This is a genomic window from Micromonospora inyonensis, from assembly GCF_900091415.1.
GTDB classification, from domain to species: Bacteria; Actinomycetota; Actinomycetes; order Mycobacteriales; family Micromonosporaceae; genus Micromonospora; species Micromonospora inyonensis.
The window spans coordinates 3,330,205-3,350,938 of the sequence record NZ_FMHU01000002.1; the positions used below are offsets into that span (position 1 = coordinate 3,330,205).

17 protein-coding genes and 1 pseudogene are annotated in these 20,734 nt (G+C 74.1%); 10 read left to right on the forward strand and 8 right to left on the reverse strand.

Features of this window, described 5'->3' with window-relative positions; translation table 11 throughout:
- Nucleotides 1–152: 152 nt before the first annotated feature.
- Nucleotides 153–758 (reverse strand): hypothetical protein, encoded by a 606-nt coding sequence (locus GA0074694_RS29095; RefSeq protein ID WP_091463090.1) that lies wholly within the window; start codon nt 756–758, stop codon nt 153–155.
- Between the two features lie 339 nt (nt 759–1,097).
- Between GA0074694_RS29095 and GA0074694_RS29100 the strand changes: the two genes are divergently transcribed.
- A complete protein-coding gene (locus GA0074694_RS29100) occupies nt 1,098–1,412 on the forward strand; it encodes a hypothetical protein (protein WP_091463091.1) in 315 nt (104 codons plus the stop codon).
- A gap of 316 nt (nt 1,413–1,728) precedes the next feature.
- Nucleotides 1,729–3,294, forward strand: coding sequence for an aldehyde dehydrogenase family protein (locus GA0074694_RS29105; protein ID WP_091463092.1), 1,566 nt, complete (start codon nt 1,729–1,731; stop codon nt 3,292–3,294).
- Between the two features lie 112 nt (nt 3,295–3,406).
- Here GA0074694_RS29105 and GA0074694_RS29110 read toward each other — a convergent pair whose 3' ends face one another.
- Together GA0074694_RS29110 and GA0074694_RS29115 are read right to left on the reverse strand one after the other, a co-directional pair.
- Nucleotides 3,407–4,489, reverse strand: a complete 1,083-nt coding sequence (locus tag GA0074694_RS29110; protein ID WP_091463093.1) for a GNAT family N-acetyltransferase — start codon at nt 4,487–4,489, stop codon at nt 3,407–3,409.
- Nucleotides 4,486–5,193, reverse strand: a complete 708-nt coding sequence (locus GA0074694_RS29115) for an ACT domain-containing protein (RefSeq protein ID WP_091463094.1) — start codon at nt 5,191–5,193, stop codon at nt 4,486–4,488. Before GA0074694_RS29115 ends, GA0074694_RS29110 begins: the two co-directional genes overlap by 4 nt.
- Nucleotides 5,194–5,341: 148 nt before the next feature.
- Between GA0074694_RS29115 and GA0074694_RS29120 the strand changes: the two genes are divergently transcribed.
- Together GA0074694_RS29120 and GA0074694_RS29125 are read left to right on the forward strand one after the other, a co-directional pair.
- The gene (locus GA0074694_RS29120) at nt 5,342–6,439 is read left to right on the forward strand and encodes a phosphotransferase family protein (RefSeq protein ID WP_091463095.1); all 1,098 of its coding nucleotides are present in this window, start codon (nt 5,342–5,344) and stop codon (nt 6,437–6,439) included.
- Between the two features lie 74 nt (nt 6,440–6,513).
- The gene (locus GA0074694_RS29125) at nt 6,514–7,731 is read left to right on the forward strand and encodes an acyl-CoA dehydrogenase family protein (protein WP_091463096.1); all 1,218 of its coding nucleotides are present in this window, start codon (nt 6,514–6,516) and stop codon (nt 7,729–7,731) included.
- Nucleotides 7,732–7,764: 33 nt separating this feature from the next.
- Here the strand turns inward: GA0074694_RS29125 and GA0074694_RS29130 are convergent, their stop codons facing one another.
- From GA0074694_RS29130 to GA0074694_RS29145, 3 genes and pseudogenes are all read right to left on the reverse strand, one after another.
- On the reverse strand, nt 7,765–8,811 hold the full coding sequence (locus GA0074694_RS29130) for a LacI family DNA-binding transcriptional regulator (protein ID WP_091463097.1): 1,047 nt from the start codon (nt 8,809–8,811) through the stop codon (nt 7,765–7,767).
- 89 nt (nt 8,812–8,900) lie between these two features.
- Nucleotides 8,901–9,804: pseudogene (locus GA0074694_RS29135) on the reverse strand (glycoside hydrolase family 1 protein); the annotation flags it as partial.
- A 548-nt stretch (nt 9,805–10,352) separates the two neighbouring features.
- The gene (locus tag GA0074694_RS29145; RefSeq protein WP_091463098.1) at nt 10,353–10,898 is read right to left on the reverse strand and encodes a plasmid pRiA4b ORF-3 family protein; all 546 of its coding nucleotides are present in this window, start codon (nt 10,896–10,898) and stop codon (nt 10,353–10,355) included.
- A gap of 149 nt (nt 10,899–11,047) precedes the next feature.
- On the opposite strand from GA0074694_RS29145, the gene GA0074694_RS29150 reads away from it, so the two are divergent.
- From GA0074694_RS29150 to GA0074694_RS29175, 6 genes are all read left to right on the forward strand, one after another.
- The gene (locus tag GA0074694_RS29150) at nt 11,048–11,794 is read left to right on the forward strand and encodes a pyrimidine reductase family protein (RefSeq protein ID WP_091463099.1); all 747 of its coding nucleotides are present in this window, start codon (nt 11,048–11,050) and stop codon (nt 11,792–11,794) included.
- Nucleotides 11,795–11,916: 122 nt separating this feature from the next.
- Nucleotides 11,917–13,686: an ATP-binding protein gene (locus GA0074694_RS29155; protein WP_091463100.1), complete on the forward strand. Its 1,770-nt coding sequence runs from the start codon at nt 11,917–11,919 to the stop codon at nt 13,684–13,686.
- A 15-nt stretch (nt 13,687–13,701) separates the two neighbouring features.
- A complete protein-coding gene (locus GA0074694_RS29160) occupies nt 13,702–14,853 on the forward strand; it encodes an exonuclease SbcCD subunit D (protein ID WP_091463101.1) in 1,152 nt (383 codons plus the stop codon).
- Nucleotides 14,853–17,327: an AAA family ATPase gene (locus tag GA0074694_RS29165; RefSeq protein ID WP_091463102.1), complete on the forward strand. Its 2,475-nt coding sequence runs from the start codon at nt 14,853–14,855 to the stop codon at nt 17,325–17,327. The genes GA0074694_RS29160 and GA0074694_RS29165 overlap by 1 nt, the downstream gene beginning before the upstream one ends.
- Before the next feature lie 16 nt (nt 17,328–17,343).
- Nucleotides 17,344–18,318, forward strand: coding sequence for a hypothetical protein (locus GA0074694_RS29170; protein WP_091463103.1), 975 nt, complete (start codon nt 17,344–17,346; stop codon nt 18,316–18,318).
- Nucleotides 18,319–18,353: 35 nt separating this feature from the next.
- The gene (locus GA0074694_RS29175; protein WP_091463104.1) at nt 18,354–19,211 is read left to right on the forward strand and encodes a spermidine synthase; all 858 of its coding nucleotides are present in this window, start codon (nt 18,354–18,356) and stop codon (nt 19,209–19,211) included.
- A 52-nt stretch (nt 19,212–19,263) separates the two neighbouring features.
- On the opposite strand, the gene GA0074694_RS29180 is transcribed toward GA0074694_RS29175, so the two are convergent.
- Nucleotides 19,264–19,503, reverse strand: coding sequence for a hypothetical protein (locus GA0074694_RS29180; RefSeq protein WP_091463105.1), 240 nt, complete (start codon nt 19,501–19,503; stop codon nt 19,264–19,266).
- 2 nt (nt 19,504–19,505) lie between these two features.
- Nucleotides 19,506–20,708 (reverse strand): helix-turn-helix domain-containing protein, encoded by a 1,203-nt coding sequence (locus tag GA0074694_RS29185; RefSeq protein ID WP_245714967.1) that lies wholly within the window; start codon nt 20,706–20,708, stop codon nt 19,506–19,508.
- Nucleotides 20,709–20,734: the final 26 nt, after the last annotated feature.

The window sequence follows — 20,734 nt, forward strand, 5'->3', positions numbered from 1 at the left end:
ACCGTCAAAGGACGGAGACGCCGACTGGTCACTGGCCACGCCCTAAACGGCGCCTCCAGGGGGTTCTACTGCCCAGAGTGGTGTGGTGCCGCTGCGGAAACGGGTGAGGGCCCCTTCCCAAGCGGGAAGGGGCCCTCACGGTGCTGTGTGGGTCACTTGGTCCAAAGCTCGGCGACCAGGTCGGCGGCCTGCTTCTCCCACTGCGCGTAGTGGTCGGGGTAGGCCGACACCTGCACCGTCTGCGCGGCCTCAGTGAGCGGCATGTCCCGCCACCCGTCGACCTGCTTCAACCCGTTCAGGAACGCGGTGGTCGAGTACTCCGGGTCGGTGATCTGCTCGACCGTGCCCCAACCGCTGGACGGGCGCTGCTGGAACAGACCCTGCGAGTCGTGGTCGTTGCGGTCACCCAGGTGACCCAGGTTCTCCAGCTTCGACTCCTGCAGGCTCGTGGCGATCGCCACCACGGCAGCCCGCTCGTCCATGCCGTTCTTCTTGGTGGCCTCGATGATGGCCTTGGCGTTGGCCTTCTGCTCGTCGGTCAGCGGCACCGTCGACTGCCCGGCCGGCACACCGTTGGGCAGCAACTTGTCCATCGACACCTGCTGCTTGTCGGTGGCCACCTGCTGAGTCGCCGCCACCGGCTTGGTCTCGGTCACCGGGGTGTCGTGGGTCAGGCCCAGGCCCGGGCCGGCGGCGATTCCGGCTGCGGCGGTCAGACCGGCGATGGACAGCACACCACGCTGGATCAGCTTGTTCATGATCAAAGCTCCATTCGGGGGTTGGCGCACACACCCGGACACACCACCCACACAGGGCGGGGACGGGACGATGCGCTGGCACCACGCGTGCGGGCGCTCTGAGGAAGATCCGGGGAAGTCACCGCGCCGAAGAAGGGGGATCGGGGGATCCGCCACGCCCGCAGTGCGGGTGCTCCATCGGCGTCGACATGGTGTAACGACCGGCGGGCCGGCTCCATTCCCGGGGCCACCCGGCCACCCGCCCGCTCACCAGCGGAGGGCTACGGCCGCTCCGGGGACACAACCAACCCGCCCCCACCGCCATTCCCCGCCAGCAACCCCGACCGCCACGCCGTCCACATGGAAGCGCTCCCATGGATATGCGACTCCGACCCGTACCCGGACGCCCTCTACGCGACCGGCGGGCAGAACCCGCAGCTGAAGCACGCCTACCTCTTCACCCCGGCCGGCTGGACCCTGGTCACCGGGACCGCCTCGGTCACCGGCGAGGGCAGCACGTTCAACCTGAGCCACACCTGCGCCGGCCAGCCGTCGGCCACGCCGACTCCGACGCCGACGCCGACGCTGCAGGCCGTGGCGACCACCGGACCGACCGCAGCCGTCGGGCTCCGTCAGGCGGGGCCGGACGGCCGGGCAGCCCGACCAACGAATTGATCAGTGTCTTTTATCACCATACCCGCGGGCGCACCCTGCGCGACCGGGCCAACCTCGGCCGAACATTTCAAGAAAGCCCTTTCCCGCCAAGTCAGACTGAATCACATCATCGATAACCTGCGACATAGTCTCGGCGTAACAGCAGGTCAGCGAGGAGATGTGCGCATCGCCGGGTCGGCTCCGCCGGCTTTCGGGCGTGGACGGCCGTCCTGGCATACGAACGTACTGTTGCCGCCGACGATCCGGGCACGGGACAGTACCGCCAAGCGGTGCCGTCGATGCCGCCGCTCCACTGGAAGACCCTGAGGAGATCGCGATGGCTCTACGACTCGCCGACGGCACCGCCTGGGCCGAGACCCTGTCCCGTGCGGTCGAGGCCGCCCCCGAGGCGTTCGACCCCGCCGGCCCCGACGGCACCACCACCCTGCGCAACCTCATCGAAGGAGACTGGGCCCCGGCCGGCACGCCCAGCCCCGTCCGCACCCCGATCGACAACACCGTCCTGGTCAACCTGCCCCGGCTGGACGCCGCCACGGCCCGCGCCGCCGTGGTCTCCGCCGCCGCCGCGCACCGCGACTGGGCCGAGACCCCGCTCGCCGAGCGGAAGGCCCGGGTGAACGACGCACTCGCCGCGCTGCGCGACCACCGCGACCTGCTGGCCCTCCTGCTGGTCTGGGAGATCGGCAAGCCCTGGCGGCTGGCCTGCGCCGACGTGGACCGGGCGCTCGACGGCGTCCGGTGGTACGTCGACGAGATCGACCGCATGCTCGCCGACGGGCGCGAGCCGCTCCCCGGCCCGGTCAGCAACATCGCCAGCTGGAACTACCCGATGAGCGTGCTGGTCCACGCCGAACTGGTCCAGCTCCTCGCCGGCAACGCGGTCATCGCCAAGACCCCCTCGCAGGGCGGGGCGGTCTGCCTGACCGTCGCCCACGCGCTGATGCACCGGGCCGGCCTGCCCACCACCCTCGTCTCCGGGGGCGGCGAGGAACTGTCCGAGGTGCTCGTCCGCGCCCCGGAGATCGGTGCGGTCGCCTTCGTCGGCGGACGGTCCAACGGCGGGAAGGTCGCCGCCGCGCTCCTCGACTCCGACAAGCGCCACTTCATCGAGCAGGAGGGGCTCAACGCCTGGGGCATCTGGAACTTCTCGCAGTGGGACATGCTCGCCGCGCACCTGAAGAAGGGCTTCGAGTACGGCAAGCAGCGCTGCACCGCGTACCCGCGCTTCGTCGTGCAGCGGGACCTGGTCGACGAGTTCCTCGACATGTACCTGCCGGTGGTCCGTTCGGTGCGCTTCGGCCACCCGCTCGCCGTCGGCGACGACTGGTCCGCCGGTGACCCCCTGCCCGAGCTGGACTTCGGCCCGCTGATCAGCGCCACCAAGGCCGACGAGCTGCGCCGCAAGGTCGACGAGGCGGTACGCGGCGGCGCCGTCCCGCTCTACCGGGGCAAGCTCGACGGCGCACCGTTCCTGACCGGACAGGACACGTCGGCGTACGTGGCCCCGTCGGTGCTGCTCGCCCCGCCCGGCCGCTCCCGGCTGATGCACGCCGAGCCGTTCGGCCCGGTCGACACGATCGTGGTCGTGGACACCACCGACGAGCTGCTCGCCGCGATGAACGCCTCCAACGGCGCGCTGGTCGCCAGCCTCGCCTGCGACGACGAGGAGGAAGCGGCGAAGCTGGCGGTGGACCTCCAGGCGTTCAAGGTCGGCATCAACAAGCCGCGCTCCCGGGGGGACCGGGACGAGCCGTTCGGCGGCCGGGGCGCCTCCTGGAAGGGCGCGTTCGTCGGCGGTGAGCTGCTGGTGCAGGCGGTCACGGTCGGCCGCAGCCGGCTCTTCGGCAACTTCCCCGACTACAACAGCTACCCGGCCACCTGACCAGCGACGCCCGGGGCCCCGCCGGCGCTACGGTCACCACCATGGCCGCGATCGATGTGGTGCTCGCCGACCCCGAGGGCAACCGGTTCTGCGTCTCCGGGCGGCGGGCCGGCTAGACCTGGGTCGGGCAGTGGCGGCCAGTGAGCGGGAGCGTGGCGGTGAGCACCGACCCGTCCCGCTCCAGGTGCATCGGACGGTCGAGCCGGTGCAGGATCCGCAGCATCGGGGCGTTCCCGGTGTGCACGTACAGCTCCAGCGCCGCGTACCCGGCCCGGTCGGCGTGGGTGACCAGCCGGCGCAGCAGTGCGCCACCGAGGCCACGGCGCTGCCGGTCGTCGGCGACCAGCAGCGCCGCCTCGGCCTGGTCCCCCTCGCCGAGCAGGTTCGCCATCGCGACCACCGACTCCGCCGAACCGGCGGCGTCGGTCTCGGTGGCGACCAGGGTCGTTCCCCGCGTCGGGTCGAGCAGCCGCCGCAACCGCTCCGGCGACGGGCTGCCCGCCCCACTCAGGTAGCGGCCGTGCAGGCTCCGCGCCGAGCACCGCTCGTGCAGCCGCCCGACGGCGGGGAGGTCGTCCGGCCCGGCCGGGCGTACCCCCAGCTCGGTGCCGTCCGGCAGGACCAGGGTGACCTGCTCGGCGGCCCGGCGCGCGACGGTGGTCGCCAGTTCGACCAGCGCCTGCGCCCGCGCGTACTCCGCCGGAGTGAAGTCCGGCGCGGTCCGGGACAGGTCGAACCAGCCACCGGCGGCGTCACCGAGACACATCCGGGTGCCCTCGACACCGGCCACCGGGCCACCACCGGCGCCGGCGGCTCCGCTGCCGGCGGCGGGCACCGGCCGCCAGGTCACCGTCTCCGCGCCGAGCAGGGCGCGCAGCGCCTCGCCGGTCGCGTCCGGGTCGCGGACCAGCCGGGTCGCCAGCCCGAGCACCCGGGTGGGCTGGTCGACCAGGCCGCGCGCCTCGCTACGGGCGATCCAGCAGTTCCGGCCCCGCCCCTTCTCGACGGCGGCGAACAGGTCGGCCTCACCGAGGGTGTCCGGCGCGTCGACGAGGAAGTCGTCGACCGCCCCGGCCTCGGTGGTGTGCACCTGGAGGGCGAGGATGTTCACCCCCCGCAGCGCGAGGCTGGCGGTGAGCACCGACAGGTAGCCGGGCCGGTCGTCCACCGTGGCCCGGATCCGCCAGAGGGTCACGACCGTCCCCCGGGTGCCGGAGCCGACGCGGCGCCTACCAGGTCGAGCCGGTCGCCGAGGATCACCGCGCTGGCCCGTACCAGCTGGGACAGCCGGTCCACCTCGGTGCGGTGGAACGCGGCCGGGGAGAGCGTCTCCGCAGCTCCTCGCGCCACCACCAGCACCAGCCCGGCCCGCCCGAACGGCGCGACGGCGTAGTGGCCGCCGTCGGGCGCGGTCATGGCGCGGGAGCGCAGCGGGGTCACCTCCGGCAGGATCGGCGCGACCGGGGTACGCCAGCTCGCGTAGCCGACCGTGGCCACACCGCCGCCGGAGGACGCCCAGTCGACCGGCACCGTCGCGGCCACCGCCCAGTCCGCCGCCAGCAGGCCGGGCACCGCGTCGACCAGGGTGGCGAGCCCGTCGGCCGGGTTCGCGGCGACCTGGGCCAGCAGCTCGGCGTCCTGCCCGGTGGCGGTCGGCGCGCCGATCGCCCGCCACACCCCGTCCACCTGCACACCGGGGATCGCGGCCAGACCGGCCATCAGCCGCTCCAGCCGCCCGGCGCCCGGCCAGACCACGGTGAAGTCGTCGACCGCGCGGCCACCGAGCCGTTCCAGCACCACCACCTGGACGATGTCGGCGCCGGAGACCCCCAGGGTGCGGGCCACCTGGCCGAGCGTGCCGGGTCGATCCGGCAGGGTCACCCGAACTCTCAGCAGCATGTCTGTCCCCCATCGCTCGGCGGCCGGTACCCGTCCGGCAGGCTGGTCCCCAGCGTGTCCGACGGCCGTTTCGCCCCTGTTGCCGCGCGGTGTCCCCGGCGAAAAACGCGTCTTGACACGAAGAACCGAGGTGCCATCAACTATTCGGATGACCGATCCGGCCGTCGACGCGGTCCGGCCGGGGACCGGCTCGGCCTCCCCCGCCGGTACGCCCCCGCGCGGGCTCGACCTCGACCGGCTCGCCGCTCACCTCGCCGCCCACCGGCCCGACCTGGCCGGCGGCCCGTTGCGCGCCCGCCTGATCGCCGGCGGGAAGTCGAACCTGACCTACCTGCTGGCCATCGGCGACCGGGAGGTGGTGCTGCGCCGGCCTCCGCTGGGCCACGTGCTGGCCACCGCGCACGACATGGCCCGGGAGCACCGGGTGATCAGCGCGCTCGCCCCGACCGGGGTGCCGGTGCCGGCTCCGCTACTGCTCTGCACCGACCCGGCGGTGATCGGCGCGCCGTTCTACCTCATGGAACGGGTCGACGGAACGGTCTACCGCAGTCGCGCGCAGACCGACCGGCTCACCGCCGGGCAGCGGCGGGACCTGGCCATCGCGATGATGGACACCCTGGCCACGCTGCACTCGGTGCCGCCGGCCGAGGTGGGGCTCGCCGACTTCGGCCGCCCCGACGGCTACCTCGCCCGCCAGGTCCACCGCTGGGCCGGCCAGCTCGACAGGTCGCGCAGCCGGCCGCTGCCCGGCGTCGACGAGCTACGCGACCGCCTCGCCGCGACCGTCCCGGAGGGGGCGAACGACGGCCGGATCGTGCACGGCGACTACCGGCTGGACAACCTGCTCGCCACCGTCGAACCGGTCGCCGTCCGCGCGGTGCTCGACTGGGAGATGGCCACCCTCGGCGATCCGCTGGCCGACCTGGGTCTGCTGCTGACCTACTGGGACGTGCTGGGCGACTCCGACCTCGCCGCCGGCAACCCGGTGGCCGACGGGCTCGGCCCGCGCGCCGGCTTCCCCACCGGCACCGAGCTGATCGAGCGGTACGCCGGCCGGGCCGACGTGGACGTCGGCCCGCTGCACTGGCACGTGGCGCTGGGCTGTTTCAAGCTCGCCGTGATCTGCGAGGGGATCCACTACCGGCACACCCTCGGGCAGACCCTCGGCGAGGGGTTCGACCAGATCGGGGAGCTGGTGGCACCGCTGGTCGCACACGGGTTGGCCGCCACCGGCGAGCGTGGCTGAGGCGGGCAGGAGGGCGGCCGGCGTCGCCGGATCGACACGACAGGGCAGCCGGCGGGCCGCCCGGGGAGGGACACATGGACTTCGGCTTCGACGCCCGGACCACCGAGCTGCGCGAGGTGTTGCTGCGGTTCCTGGAGGAACGGGTCCACCCGGCCGAGGCGGTGCACGCGGAGCAGGTCGCGGCGGCCGGTGACCCGTGGGCGCGTCCGCCGGTGCTGGCGGAGCTGAAGGCCGAGGCGCGGGCCCGGGGCCTGTGGAACCTCTTCCTTCCCGACCCGCGCCACGGGGCCGGCCTGACCAACCTCCAGTACGCCCCGCTCGCCGAGCTGACCGGGCGCAGCCCGCACCTGGCCCCGGAGGCGCTGAACTGCGCCGCCCCGGACACCGGCAACATGGAACTGCTCGCCGCGTTCGGCACCGGGGAGCAGCAGGAGCGGTGGCTGCGTCCACTGCTCGACGGTGAGATCCGCTCGGCGTTCTGCATGACCGAGCCGGAGGTCGCCTCCTCCGACGCCACCAACATCGCCACCCGGATCGTCCGGGACGGCGACGAGTACGTCGTCAACGGACGCAAGTGGTGGTCGTCCGGAGCGATGGACCCGCGCTGCGAACTGCTGATCGTGATGGGGAAGACCGATCCGGACGGTGAGCGGTACAAGCAGCAGAGCATGATCCTGGTGCCCCGGGACACCCCGGGCGTGACGATCCGCCGGGGCATGACCGTGTTCGGGTACTCCGACGCCGCGCACGGCGGGCACGCCGAGGTCGACTTCACCGACGTCCGGGTGCCGGTGGCGAACCTGGTCGGGGTGGAGGGCGGCGGCTTCGGCATGGCCCAGGCCCGGCTCGGGCCGGGCCGCATCCACCACTGCATGCGGCTGGTGGGGATGGCCGAGCGGGCCCTGGAGCTGATGTGCCGGCGGGCCGTCGACCGGGTGGCGTTCGGCCGGCCGCTGGCCGAGCAGGGGGTGGTCCAGGAGTGGATCGCCCAGTCGCGGGTGCGCATCGAGCAGGCCCGGCTCCTGGTGCTCAAGACCGCTTGGCTGATGGACACGGTCGGCAACAAGGGCGCGCACACCGAGATCCAGGCCATCAAGATCGCCGCCCCGGCGATGGCGGAGTGGGTCATCGACAAGGCCATCCAGGCGCACGGCGGGGCCGGGGTCAGCCAGGACACGCCGCTGGCCGCGCTCTGGGCGCAGGCCCGCACGCTCCGCCTCGCCGACGGCCCCGACGAGGTCCACCGCGCCTCCCTCGCCCGCCGCGAACTCCGTGCCTACCGCACCTCCTGACCTGACCTCCGGCCCGGTTGCCCTTCCGAGGGGTCAGGCGGAGGCGCGGGGGACCAGGTGGGTGTCGAGCAGGACGTAGGGGGCGGGGAGGTCGTCGCCGCGGATCCGGGCAACCAGCAGGTGGGCCATCTGCCGGCCCATCTCCTCCACCGGCTGGAAGACCGTGGTCAACGGCGGGTCCGACTGCCGGGCGATCGGCGAGTCCTCGTACCCGACCACCGCCACGTCCTCGGGCACCCGGCGGCCGGCCTCGCGCAACGCCCGCAGCGCGCCGTACGCCATCAGGTCACTGGCAGCGAAGACGGCGTCGAGGTCCGGACAGGACTCGAGCAGCCGTCGCATGCAGGCGGTGCCGCTGCCCTCGCTGAAGTCCCCGTACGCGATCATCGCCGGGTCGACCTGGCCCCTGGTGGCCGCGACGGCCTCCCGGTAGCCGGTCAGCCGGGCCAGGCCGGCGCCCATGTCCTGCGGGCCGGCGATGGTGGCGATGCGCCGTCGTCCCTTGGCGGCGAGGTACTCCACCGCCTGCCGGGCACCGCCGACGTTGTCCACGTCCACGAAGTAGGCGGGCTGGGCCCCGGGGCGCAGCATCCGCGCCGGCCGGCCGCCGAGCACGGTGGGCAGCCCGCGCTCCTCCAGCAGGGTGGGCAGCGGGTCGGCGTCGTGCAGGGACAGCAGCAGGACGCCGTCGACGTGCTGGTTGGTGAGGTGGTGCTCGACCCGCTCCCGCTCGACCGGTGACTGGGCCATGGCGAGCCAGAGCTGCATCGGGGTCTCCAGCAGCCCGGAGCTGATCCCCCGGACGATGCCGGCGAAGAACGGCTCGGTGAAGACCCGCTCCCCGGACTCGGAGACCACCAGGGCCACCGAGTCGGTACGCTGGGTGACCAGGGCACGGGCGGCCCGGTTCGGCACGTACCCCAGCTCGGCGATGGCCTGCTGCACCGCAGCTCGGGCCTCCGGGCTCACCTGCGGTGATCCGTTGACCACGCGGGAGACCGTCCCGCGACCGACGCCGGCGCGGGCCGCCACCGCGTCGAGGGTCGGGCGCCCGAGCGAGCGGGTGCGCTGGGTTGTCATGGTTCTGCTCCTCCGACGTCGGGCGGACCGGCGGGGAACCCGCAAGAGGGCACCCGCCGGAGCCGCCCGTTACTGGCTGGCCCTGCGGCCTATTGTGCGGCCAGACCGTTGCGTCGGATCACCTCGGCGTACCACCTGGCGCTGGACTTCGGGATGCGGAGCTGGCTGTCGTAGTCGACATACACCATGCCGAAGCGCTTGGTGCAGCCCCACGCCCACTCGAAATTATCCATCAGCGACCAGGCGAAGTACCCGCGCAGCGGCACCCCGGCGCCGATCGCCTCGTGGGCCGCCCGCAGGTGGGCGTCGAAGTACGCCAGCCGGTCCGGGTCGTGGACCCGGCCGTCGACGACCGTGTCGACGAACGCCGACCCGTTCTCGGTGACGTACAGCGGCAGGTCGGTGTACTCCTCGTGCACCCGGCGCAACGTCTCGACCAGGCCGGGGGCGTCGATCTCCCAGTCCATGTCGGTGACCGGCACCCCTCGGGTGACGAACCGCACCGACTCGCTCCCCGGCCAGCAGGACGGCGCCCGCCAGTACGTCTCCGGCGCGGCCCCCTCGATCGGCGCGGCCACCACGTGCCAGCTGTAGTAGTTGACACCGACCAGGTCCAGCGGGGTGGAGATCGTCGCCAGGTCGCCCTCACGGACGTGCCCGAAGTCGCTCACCCGGGCCCAGGTCGGCGACCAGGTCGGCCGGGTACCGCCCGCGCAGGATCGGGTCGAGGAAGAACCGGTTGGCCAGCCCGTCGATCCGGCGGGCCGCGTCGGCGTCGCCGGGCGAGTCGCTGGCCGGGGTCACCGGGTACAGGTTGAAGGTCACCCCCACCTCGGCGGCGTGCCGGCCGGCGCGCAGGGCCTGCGTGGCGAGGCCGTGCCCGAGCATGAGGTGGTGTCCGGCGCGGACCGCCTCGATGCCGGCCGATGTCGACGAACCTGTGCTCGGGGTCGGCGGCGGCGAACTTCTTGCCGGTCCCGGTGAAGGCGTCCCAGGTGGGCCAGAGCTGGGCGACCTGCTCCCGGTCGGTGGGCAGGTGGGCCGCCTTGAAGAGGTCGCTGCGGTAGCACAGCGCGTGATCGGCCCGTCGGAGCTACCGCTGTTCGCGTCGTCGTTGCCGCAGGCCGCGACGCTGGCGAGGGCCGCGACGGACGCGAGCGCGAGGGCCGCGAACCGTCGGCGGCGGAAGGTGAGGCTCATCCTGACCCCTTTTTCGGTGGTGAGTCTGTCGTGTGGTGGGGGCACGCCCCGGGGAGCGCTCCCAAGAGAGCCGCCGGGTAACGGGCGTGTCAATAGATCGTGGGAGCGTCCCCATATCGTTACCGCGAAAGCGTCTTCCGCCACCCGAAACGCCCCGCTAAGCCCGGCTTAAGCCGTCACCGCCGTCGCCGATCGACGTCACATGCGGCATCCGGGGCAGTCCCGGGGCCCGAACAGCCCAGGATGCCGCATCTCGAGGTGATCAAGCCGCAGGAGCCCGCGGCAACCCGAAGGAGCCCGCGGGAGGGCGGGCGCCGACGGACGGCCGGGTCAGGGAGTGGTCAGCAGAACCGACGCAGCAGGGTGCTGGCCCGACCGGCGTCGAAGACCGACGGGTCGAAGGACCGGCCAAGCCAGTCGCGCATCGCGTCGTGCCGGGGATGCGCCGGATCGGCCAGGGCGTCGAGCAGGAGCCGGTAGCCCGCCGGGCCGCCGACGTCCTCCGGCGGGCACGCGTGCTCGCCGTCCAGACAGGCCGGGTAGCGCCCGTCCGGGTCGGCGGTCAGCACGTCCTCCACCACCAGTTCGTGCTCCCACCAGTCGCCGAAGTCGTAGGTGTACTGGAACCGGTTCCCCTTGCCCACCGCCATGTCCAGCCGGGTGTCCAACTCGTCGCGCGACGCCAGTCCGTCGTCCGGGTCGGGGGCGCCGTACTGCACCCCGTCGATCTCGAAGCTGTGCAGGTGGCAGTCCCGCCAGCCCATGGCGTGCTGCACCACGCGGTGCAGCCGGTCCAGGGTGTACCCGCCGGGGACCAGCACCCGCCGCCAGACCGACGGCCGGACCCCCGCCAGGGAGATCCGCAACTGGAAGATCTGACGCGGCATGCTGTCCATCCTCCCTCGGCATAGGCTGCCAGCATGATCTGCCGAGCGTGCCGGGCGAAACGGCACGGTGACTGCCCGGGCCGGAACTGGTGCGACTGTCAGCACCGTACCCCCGCACCGACCCCTCCGGTCACCGGTCCGGCGAGCGAATGAGCGTCCGGACCCCGATCCACCGTGCCTGGCCGGGCCCGGCCACCGGGCCGCTGGACGACGCGGCGCTGACCGCCCTCTACGGTCGCGGCGACCGCCCCCGCCTCCGGGTCAACTTCGTGACCAGCATCGATGGCGCGGTCGCCCTGGACGACTACTCCGCCGGTCTCTCCGGTGAGCCGGACAAGCGGGTGTTCGGACTGCTCCGGATGCTCTGCGACGCGCTCGTGGTGGCCGCCGGCACCCTGCGGCACGAGGGCTACCGGGCGGTACGCCTCGACGAGACCCGGCGTGCCTGGCGGCGGGCGAACGGGCTGGCCGCGTACCCGACGCTGGTGGTGGTCTCCGGCTCGCTCCGCCTCGACCCGGCGCAGGCCGCCCTCGCCGACGCCCCGGTCCGCCCGGTCGTGCTGACCACCGACGACGCCACCGCCCCCGCCGGGCTCACCGACGTCGCCGACCTGGTCCGCTGCGGGACCGACCGGGTCGACCTGGCCGCCGGCCTGGCCGAGCTGCGTCGACGCGGTCTCGACCACCTGCTCTGCGAGGGCGGGCCGCACCTTTTCGGCGCGCTCACCGCCGCCGACCTGGTCGACGAGGTCTGCCTGACGGTCGCGCCGCTGCTCGCCGGCCCGGGCGCGGGCCGGATCACCGCCGGGCCGGCCGGCCCGGCGCGCGACCTGCCGCTGCGCCACGTCCTCGCCACCGACGACGGGGTGCTGATGCTGCGCCACGCCCGGGACTGACCGGGCGCAAACTGGCAACGTGTCGTACCGCTGGGGCAGGATGCAGCACGTGTGCCCTGAGCGAACGCGACTGACCAGCGGAGCCCGGCGATGACCGACAGCCCGGCCGGCGGAGCCCGGCGATGATCGACGACAGCCCGGTGACGGCCGACGACGCGTTCGACGGCTCCGGCGAGGCGGTGGGGCGGGTCCTCGGCACCGCCGACGCCACCCCTCTCCAGTTCTGGACGGCGGTCTCCGACGGCAGCTACCTGCAACTCGACGACGTCGTGGTGACCCGGCGGGAGCTGCCCGACCGGGAGCCGGTGACGATCGCCGGGGTGGTGACCCAGGTCCGCGCCCGGCACGAGGGGGCCCAGTTCGACTCGGACGTCTTCGCCATCGCCGACGGCACCCTCCCGGCCCAGGTGCAGGAGGCCGCCGAGATCACCACCACCCGGGTCGACCCGGAGCTGTACGTCCCACCCACCCCGGGCGCGGTGGTGCGCCGCGCCGAGGGCGACGCCCGCGCCCGGGCGCTGCACTTCGACCGGATGGAACGGCGCATCCCGATGGGGACAGGGCGCGACGGGGTGCCGGTCTACCTGAACGCCGACTTCCTCGACGGCAGCCGGGGCGCGCACGTGTCCATCTCCGGCATCTCCGGGGTGGCCACCAAGACCAGCTTCGCCACCTTCCTGCTCTACTCGGTGTTCCGCTCCGGGGTGCTCGGCGGCGACGCGGTCAACGCGAAGGCGCTGATCTTCAACGTCAAGGGTGAGGACCTGCTCTTCCTCGACCATCCGAACACCCGGCTCGACGACCCGACGCGGGCGGCGTACGCCAAGCTCGGGCTGGCCGCCGGGGCCTTCCCGGACGTGCGCGTGCACGCCCCGCCCCGGGTCGGCGACTCCTCCGGCACGCCGGACGTCAGCAGCCGGCTCACCGGGGTGGACAGCTTCTACTGGACGTTGAGCGAGTTCTGCGCCGACCGGCTCCTGCCGTACGTCTTCGCCGACGCCGACGACGAACGCCAGCAGTACACGATGGTGGTGCACGCGGTCACCGCGCACCTGGCCCGGTACGCCCAGCCCGCCGACGGCGGGGTGAGCATCGACGGCGTCCGGCTGGGCTCGTACACCGACCTGGTCGACCACATCGTCGAGCAGCTCAACGACGACGAGACCCGCAGCGACTGGACCGGCAGCGCGGTCGGCATCGGCACCGTCAACGCCTTCGCCCGCCGGCTGATCGGCAGCAAGAAGGACCTCGGCCGGCTGATCCGCGGCGACCTCGCCAGCCGCCGCCCGCACTCGATCAACACCGCGGAGAGCGCCCAGGTCACCGTGGTCGACCTGCACAACCTGCCGGACCGGGCCCAGCGGTTCGTGGTCGGCGTGACGCTGCGCGGCGAGTTCGAGCGCAAGGAGAAGGCCGGCACCGCCCGGCCACTTCTCTTCGTCGTCCTCGACGAGCTGAACAAGTACGCCCCCCGGGAAGGCTCCTCGCCGATCAAGGAGGTGCTGCTCGACATCGCCGAGCGGGGCCGCTCGCTCGGGGTGATCCTGGTCGGCGCCCAGCAGACGGCGAGCGAGGTGGAGCGGCGGATCGTCACCAACTCGGCGATCCGGGTGGTCGGCCGACTCGACCCGGCCGAGGCGTCCCGCCCGGAGTACGGCTTCCTCCCGCCGGCCCAACGGCAGCGGGCGCTGCTGGCCAAGCCGGGCACCATGTTCGTCAACCAGCCGGACATCCCGGTGCCGCTCTGCTTGGAGTTTCCCTTCCCGGCCTGGGCCACCCGGGTCTCCGAGGCCGGTCACGCCCCGTCGGAGACGCTCCGGTCGATCACCCAGGCCGCCGACCCGTTCGCCGTGGTCGGCTCCGGCGGCACCGACGACGACATCCCGTTCTAGAGGGGTTGACAGCCTGTGAAGATCCTGCACACCTCCGACTGGCACGTCGGTAAGGTCCTCAAGGGCCAGTCCCGCGCCGAGGAGCACAAGCAGGTCCTCGCCCAGGTCATCGAGATCGCCCGACAGGAGCGGCCCGACCTGGTCGTCGTCGCGGGTGACCTCTACGACACCGGCTCCCCCACCCCGGAGGCCACCCGGCTGGTCACCCGGGCGCTGACCGCGCTGCGCCGCACCGGCGCGGACGTGGTCGCCATCGGCGGCAACCACGACAACGGCCCGGCCCTGGACGCGCTGCGCCCCTGGGCCGAGGCCGCCGGCATCGTGCTGCGCGGCAGCGTCCGGGACACCAACCCCGCCGACCTGGTCGTCGACGGCACGACCCCCGGCGGCGAGCGCTGGCAACTCGCCGCGCTGCCCTTCCTCTCCCACCGGTACGCCGTCCGCGCGGTGGAGATGTACGAGCTGACGGCCGCCGAGGCCACCCAGACGTACGCCGACCATCTGGGCCGGGTGCTGGCCCGGCTCACCGAGGGCTTCGACGAGCCCGACCGGGTGCACCTGGTCACCGCGCACCTGACCGTGGTCGGCGCGAGCACCGGCGGCGGGGAACGGGACGCGCACACCGTCATGGGGTACGCCGTCCCCGCCACGGTCTTCCCGGGCACCGCCCACTACGTGGCGCTCGGGCACCTGCACCGGGCCCAGCGGGTCGACGGGCCCTGCCCGGTGCGGTACAGCGGCAGCCCGATCGCGATCGACTTCGGCGAGCAGGAGAACGTCTGCTCGGTGACGCTGGTCGAGGTGACCGCCCGGACGGCGGCGCAGGTCCGCGAGGTGCCGGTCTCCGCCGCGGTGCCGCTGCGCACCGTCCGGGGCACCCTGGCCCAGCTCGCCGAACTGGAGCCGCCCGAGGGATGGCTGCGGGTGTTCGTCCGGGAGCAGCCCCGCGCCGGGCTGCGCGAGGAGGTCCAGGAGCTGCTCCCCCGGGCCCTGGAGATCCGGATCGACCCGGAGCTGGTGCCCGCCCCCGGCAGCGGCGCCCGCGCCGCCCAGCGGGCCGGCCGCTCCCCGCAGCAGCTCTTCGCCGACTACCTGGCCGGCCGCGGGCACGACGACGACGGCGTGCGCGAGCTGTTCGACGAGCTGTTCGAGGAGGTCGACCGCTGATGCGCCCGATGCGGCTGGACATGGCGGGCTTCACCGTCTTCCGCGAGGAGACCAGCGTCGACTTCACCGACGCCGACTTCTTCGCGCTGGTCGGGCCGACCGGATCGGGCAAGTCGACGGTGCTGGACGCGATCTGCTTCGCCCTCTACGGCACGGTCCCCCGCTGGGGCGGCGCGCGGGGCCTGGCCAACGCGCTCGCCCCGTCCTCCGCCGAGGCGCGGGTCCGGCTGGTGTTCGAGTCCGCCGGGGACCGCTACGTCGCCACCCGGGTGGTCCGCCGGGACGGCCGGGGCACCGTCAAGACCGCCAACGCCGGGTTGCAGCTCATGCCACCCGGCTTCGACGTCACCAAGCTGGACACCGGGCTCAGCCCGGAGGATCTCGGCGAGGTGCTGGCCGGCACCCCGGCCGAGATGGAGGCGGCGGTCCTGGAGGCGGTCGGGCTGCCGTACGAGCAGTTCACCAGCTGTGTGGTGCTGCCGCAGGGGCAGTTCGCGGACTTCCTGCACGCCAAACCGGCCACCCGGCAGCAGATCCTGGTCAACCTGCTCGGCCTCGGCGTCTACGAGGAGGTGCAGAAGCGCGCCACCGAGCGGGCCGGGAAGGCCGAGGCGCGGCTGGAGGAGGTCGCCCGGATGCTCGGCGGCCTGACCGACGTCGACGACACGGCGCTGGCCGAGGCGGAGTCCGCCGTGACCCGGGCACACGAACTGGCCGGTGCGGTCGCCGAGGCCGTACCGGAGCGGGACCGGGCCCGGACGGCGGCGCGGGACGCGCACGCGGCACTGGCCGCCCTCGACGCCGACCTGACCGTGCTCGACGGGGTGCGCGCGCCCGGCGGGGTGGCCGAGGTGGCCCGGGCGGTGGCTGCCGCCCGGACCGGTGCCGACCAGGCGGCGAAAGCGGTGGCGCTGGCCGAGGAGCGCGAGGAGAAGCTGCGCGGCGAGCTGGCCGGTGCGGGTGACGAGAGTGCCCTGCGGCTGCTGCTGAAGGCGCACGCCGACCGGGACCGCCTCGCCGGCGAGGCGGCGGTGGTGGCCGCCACCGTGGCCGGGGCCGAGACGGAGCACGAGGCGGCGGTGGCGGCGCTGGCCGGGGCGCGGGCGGCTGCCGAACGGGCCGGGACCGAGCTGGAGGCGGCGTTCCGGGCGCACGAGGACGCGAAGGCCACCGACCAGGCGGTGGCGCTGCGGGCGCAGCTGGCCGACGGGGCGTGCTGCCCGGTGTGCGAGCAGGTGGTGCCCCGGGTGCCGACGGTCCCGGCCGGGTCGGCGGTGGCCCGGGCCGTCGCCGCCGGGAAGGCGGCGCGGGCCGCCAGCGACGCGGCGACGCGGCGGATGCAGGAGTGCGACACCGTCGCCCGGGACCGGGAACGGGTGCTGCTGCGCGCCCGGGCCCAGCACGACCAGCTGCGGGGCCGCCTGGCCGAGGTGGACGAGCAGCTCGCCGGAGCCGCCACCGCCGAGGCGCTGCGGCACGAGCTGGCCGAGCACGCCCGGCTGCGCGCGGCCCTGGACGAGGCGGCGGGCGCGGTGCGCGCGGGGCGGGACGCCGCCCGGCACGCCCGGGGCGCGGTCGAGGCGGCCGAGGAGGGGCTGCGCACCGCGTGGCGGGAGTTCGACCGGGTACGGGACGGCCTGGCCCGGTTCGGCCCCCCGTCCGCCGATCGGGACGACCTCGCCGCCGCCTGGGCCGGTCTGGCCGGCTGGACCGGTGAAGAGGCGGACCGGCGGCGCACGGACCGGCCGGGCCTGGTCACGGCGGTGACGGCGGCGGAGGTCGCCGCCGGGGCGGTGGAGGAACGGATCGCCGGCCTCTTCGCGTCCGCCGGCTTGCCGCCCGACGACGACCCGGTCCGGGCGGCCACGATCGCGGTGGAGCGCGCCGAGGCGGCCCACCGGAGACTGGTGGAGCGCCGCGAACAGGCCGCCGAGCTGCGCGAGCAGCGGGCCGGACACGAGCGCGAGGCCCGGGTGGCCCGTGCGCTCGCCGGTCACCTGCGGGCCAACAACTTCGAGCGGTGGCTGCTGGCGGAGGCGCTGGACGTGCTGGTCGACGGGGCCTCGCGGATCCTGCGGGAACTCTCCGGCGGGCAGTACGACCTGGTCCACGACAAGGGCGAGTTCTTCGTGGTCGACCACCACGACGCCGGGCTGCGGCGGGGGGTGCGGACGCTCTCCGGTGGGGAGACCTTCCAGGCGTCCCTGGCGCTGGCGCTGGCCCTCTCCGAGCAGCTCGCCGGCCTTTCCACGACGGCGGCGAGCCTGGAGTCGATAGTGCTGGACGAGGGGTTCGGCACCCTCGACGCGGCCACCCTGGACACGGTGGCCGCCACCCTGGAGAGCCTGGCCGCCCGGGGCGACCGGATGGTCGGGGTGGTCACCCACGTGCCGGCACTCGCCGAGCGGATCCCGGTGCGCTTCGAGGTCCGCAAGGACGCCCGCAGCGCCCGCGTGGAACGGATGGGCTTGTGAGCGCGAGGAGTGCCCGGTGAGCGGGGCGGGTCGTCCGCAGTTCTTCGTGGACGCGTGGGACCCGGCGTACGGGGTGTCGTTCGAGGCGTCCCCGGGCGGGCCGGCCGCCCCGAGCAGCGCCCAGGTCGACCCGGACGTGGAGTTGCCGGCGGCCGACTGGCGGGCGCTCGATCCCCGGCCGGGGGTGCGGGCCCCCGAGATGGTGCTGCTGGTCGACGGGGTGCGCCGGATCGACGCCAGCGTCTGGACGGCCGAGTCGGACGGGGTCTCCTACCCGGGGGTGGCGGCGTCGTACGCGGCCGGGGTGGTCCGCTGTGACCTGGGGCGGGGCGCGGCGGAGATGGCTGGCGCCCGGGTGGCCCGGGGGCTCTTCACGGCCAGCCCGTCGGCGCAGGAGATGGTGGCCGGCTCGGTGCGGTACCCGGTGCACCGGGTTGGCGGCAGCGGCGAGCTGAGCAAGCTGCCGGCCGCCGTGCAGGGCCCGCTGACCGCGCTGGAGGTGGCGGTCTCCGACGCCGCCCGGACCGACGGCGACCTGCTGGTGGTGGACGGTCCGTTGCGTGCCCGACGGCAGTTGCCCCGCACCCTCGGGTATGTCAAGACGCAGCACAGCCAGTACCTCGACGCCCGGCTGACGGCGGTGGTGACCGGCCTGGCGCCGGGGCAGCGCTGCCCGGTGTTCCGACTGCGGGTGGGCACCGGCTGGGGCGGCTGGTCGTGGTATCTGCGGTTGCCGGTGGCGCGGGGTGCGCCGTGGGCGGGCATCGTGCGGGTGGAGTGCTCACCGGACCTGGATCCGGCCGACGCGATCGCGCTCGCCGACCTCTCCCTGGTCACCCTCCCCCGGTTCGCCTCCACCCCGTACAAGGATCCGCGCGCCCCGCAGAACCTCGTCCCGATCGCCGGCCTGGAACGCCGGTTGCGCGCCCTGCTCGGCGACGCCCGCCTGCTGCACCGCGCGCTCTCCGCCGCCGCCCGCCGCCGCCGCTGACCATCGGGGCGCGGGCGGCGGGGATACTGGGCCGCATGGGGCGTAGGCGGGGCGAGGACCGGGTGGTCGAGCGGGTCGACACCGGTGAGGCCGAACTGCTGCCGGACGCCGACCGCCCCGGGTCGTGGACCCTGCTGCTGGACGGGGCACCGCAGTCGCACGTCGACCTGACCGACCCGACCCACCTGGAGTTCGAGTACGTGCGCCGGCTCGCCGCCGCGCTGGATCTGCTCGCCCCGGCCGGCGTACCGCTGCGGGTGCTGCACCTCGGCGGCGGCGCGCTGACCCTGCCCCGCTACCTGGCGGCCACCCGGCCCGGCTCGGCGTCACGGGTGGTCGAGGTGGACGGCGCGCTGGTGGAGCTGGTCCGCCGGGCCCTGCCCTGGCCGGCGCAGGCCCGGATCCGGGTCCGGGTCGCCGACGCCCGCGAGGTGGTCGCCACCACGCCGGACGCCGCGTACGACGTGGTCGTCGCCGACGTCTTCGCCGGTGCCCGCACCCCGGCACACCTGACCTCGGTGGAGTACGTCGCCGAGGTGGCCCGGGTGCTGCGGCCGGGCGGCTGGTACCTGGCCAATCTGGCCGACGGTCCGCCGCTGCGGTACGCCCGCGCCCAGGTGTCCACGGTCCGGACCGTGCTGCCCCGGGCCTGCCTGGTCGCCGACGCGGCGGTGCTGCGGGGCCGCCGGTACGGCAACCTGGTGCTGGTCGCCGGCCGGGAGGATCCGCCGGTCGCGGCGCTGACCCGGCGGGCCGCCGGAGACTGGTTCCCCGGACGGGTGGTCGCCGGGGCGGAGCTGGACCGTTTCGCGAGCGGCGCGACGGTGGTCCGGGACGCCGGGGCGACCGCGTCCACGCCACCCCCGCCCGGGATCTTCTCCGTTCGTCGGTGACCTGCTCGATGCGAACTGGCGACGAGTCGGTCAGCTCGGGTGTCGTCCGAGGTCATCCGGCCCGCTGAGGGTTGTCCCGGTCGGGTTCGGGCGGCTCGGCTGCTGCACTCCGCTGCTGTACTTCTTCGGCGGTGCGGAGGACGTTCCGGGCGGCGGTCGCCACCGGGCAGCCTGCGACTCGGCAGATCGGGCAGCGTCCGTCGGGTCCGGGTCGGTGGTCGCGGAGGACCCAGCGGGCGGTGAGGATCAGCCGGTTACGGATCTGGGTCAGGGACAGGAACGGCGCGGTCATCCTCAGCCCACCCCGAGAGTGGCGGCGAGTTGGACGAGCGTCGTCGGGGCGGCGGGGTCACGGGCGACCAGGGCGAGCACGTCTCGGCCGGCTGGTCGGTGGCGGATCTCGGCGGGTGCGATCCGGTCGGCCTCGATCAGGACCCGGCCGGCGTTGATCGGGTCGTCGACCTGGAGGTACGCGCGGGCAGCGTCGACCAGGTACGCGGCACGGTGTTCGGCGGGCAGCCACCGCCAGCCGTCCCGCTTGATCGCCTTCTCGTGCCGGGCCACGGCCTCCTCCGCGTCGCCCTGTTCCACCGCTGCGGTGATCCGGGCAAGCTCCACCGCCGTCGGTCCGAACCCGGTCCGGTGGTGGTCGTGACCGTCCCCCACCCGGGCAGCCATCTCGGCGGCCTCGTCGATCAGCTCGGCGGCGGTGCGGTCGTCCCCGTCGCGGGCGGCGGCCAGGGCGGCCTGCACCAGCAGGGTTCCGCACAGGGACAACTCGGCCGGGTCGACGAACTCGGCCACCGGCGGAGCGATGCGGTACGCGGCGGCCAGCATCACCGACTTCGCCACCCGCACCCGTCCCGAAGCACGCAACACCTGACCGAGCTGCACCGCAGCAGCAGCCACCAACCCCCGGTCACCGGTAGCAGCGGTCATCGCCCGGTCGACGGCCAGCCACGCCACATCGGGGGCACCGAGCTTCACCGACAGCGCGGCCGTCACCCGGTACGCCTCCACCAGCGGCACCCGACCCCTGCCGGGATCGTGAACGTGGGTGCGCTGCGCGTCGGCCACCAACTGCGGCAGCAGGTCGACCACCTGCGGGTAGCGGGCGTGCTGGAAGGTGGTCCACAAGTGGGCTACCTCCCGCGCCAGCCTCTCAGCCGGCAGCACAGGGCGGCGGGCTGCCGGCCGTTCCAACGCGATCTCGTACGTCGACAGCGCCGCCCGAATCCGCTCGACACCCCCGGCACGCTCGGTCACCCCGGCCGGCTTGGCGTCCCGGCCGAGTAGCACCGCCGTGTCGATCCGCAGGACCGCAGCGACGTCCTGGAGGATCGACACCTTGTCCAGCGACCGAACACCCCGCTCCACCTTGTCGACCCAGCTCTTGGACTTGCCGAGCCGGTCGGCGAACACCTGCTGCGACAGCTTTCGCCGGCCCCGCCAGTACGCCACCCGGCGACCGATCGGCAACAGATCAGTGCTGTCCACGACGCCACCGCCGGTCCGGTACCGCC

Bases quoted from the DNA above. Each gene is read 5' to 3' on its own strand.
- GA0074694_RS29130 (WP_091463097.1), bottom strand. From the start codon at position 8,811: ATGACAACCCAGCGCACCCGCTCGCTCGGGCGCCCGACCCTCGACGCG.
- GA0074694_RS29175 (WP_091463104.1), top strand. From the start codon at position 18,354: ATGGGGCGTAGGCGGGGCGAGGACCGGGTGGTCGAGCGGGTCGACACC.
- GA0074694_RS29100 (WP_091463091.1), top strand. From the start codon at position 1,098: ATGGAAGCGCTCCCATGGATATGCGACTCCGACCCGTACCCGGACGCC.
- GA0074694_RS29165 (WP_091463102.1), top strand. From the start codon at position 14,853: ATGCGCCCGATGCGGCTGGACATGGCGGGCTTCACCGTCTTCCGCGAG.
- GA0074694_RS29125 (WP_091463096.1), top strand. From the start codon at position 6,514: ATGGACTTCGGCTTCGACGCCCGGACCACCGAGCTGCGCGAGGTGTTG.
- GA0074694_RS29145 (WP_091463098.1), bottom strand. From the start codon at position 10,898: ATGCCGCGTCAGATCTTCCAGTTGCGGATCTCCCTGGCGGGGGTCCGG.
- GA0074694_RS29180 (WP_091463105.1), bottom strand. From the start codon at position 19,503: ATGACCGCGCCGTTCCTGTCCCTGACCCAGATCCGTAACCGGCTGATC.
- GA0074694_RS29115 (WP_091463094.1), bottom strand. From the start codon at position 5,193: ATGCTGCTGAGAGTTCGGGTGACCCTGCCGGATCGACCCGGCACGCTC.
- GA0074694_RS29105 (WP_091463092.1), top strand. From the start codon at position 1,729: ATGGCTCTACGACTCGCCGACGGCACCGCCTGGGCCGAGACCCTGTCC.
- GA0074694_RS29120 (WP_091463095.1), top strand. From the start codon at position 5,342: ATGACCGATCCGGCCGTCGACGCGGTCCGGCCGGGGACCGGCTCGGCC.
- GA0074694_RS29095 (WP_091463090.1), bottom strand. From the start codon at position 758: ATGAACAAGCTGATCCAGCGTGGTGTGCTGTCCATCGCCGGTCTGACC.
- GA0074694_RS29155 (WP_091463100.1), top strand. From the start codon at position 11,917: ATGATCGACGACAGCCCGGTGACGGCCGACGACGCGTTCGACGGCTCC.
- GA0074694_RS29150 (WP_091463099.1), top strand. From the start codon at position 11,048: ATGAGCGTCCGGACCCCGATCCACCGTGCCTGGCCGGGCCCGGCCACC.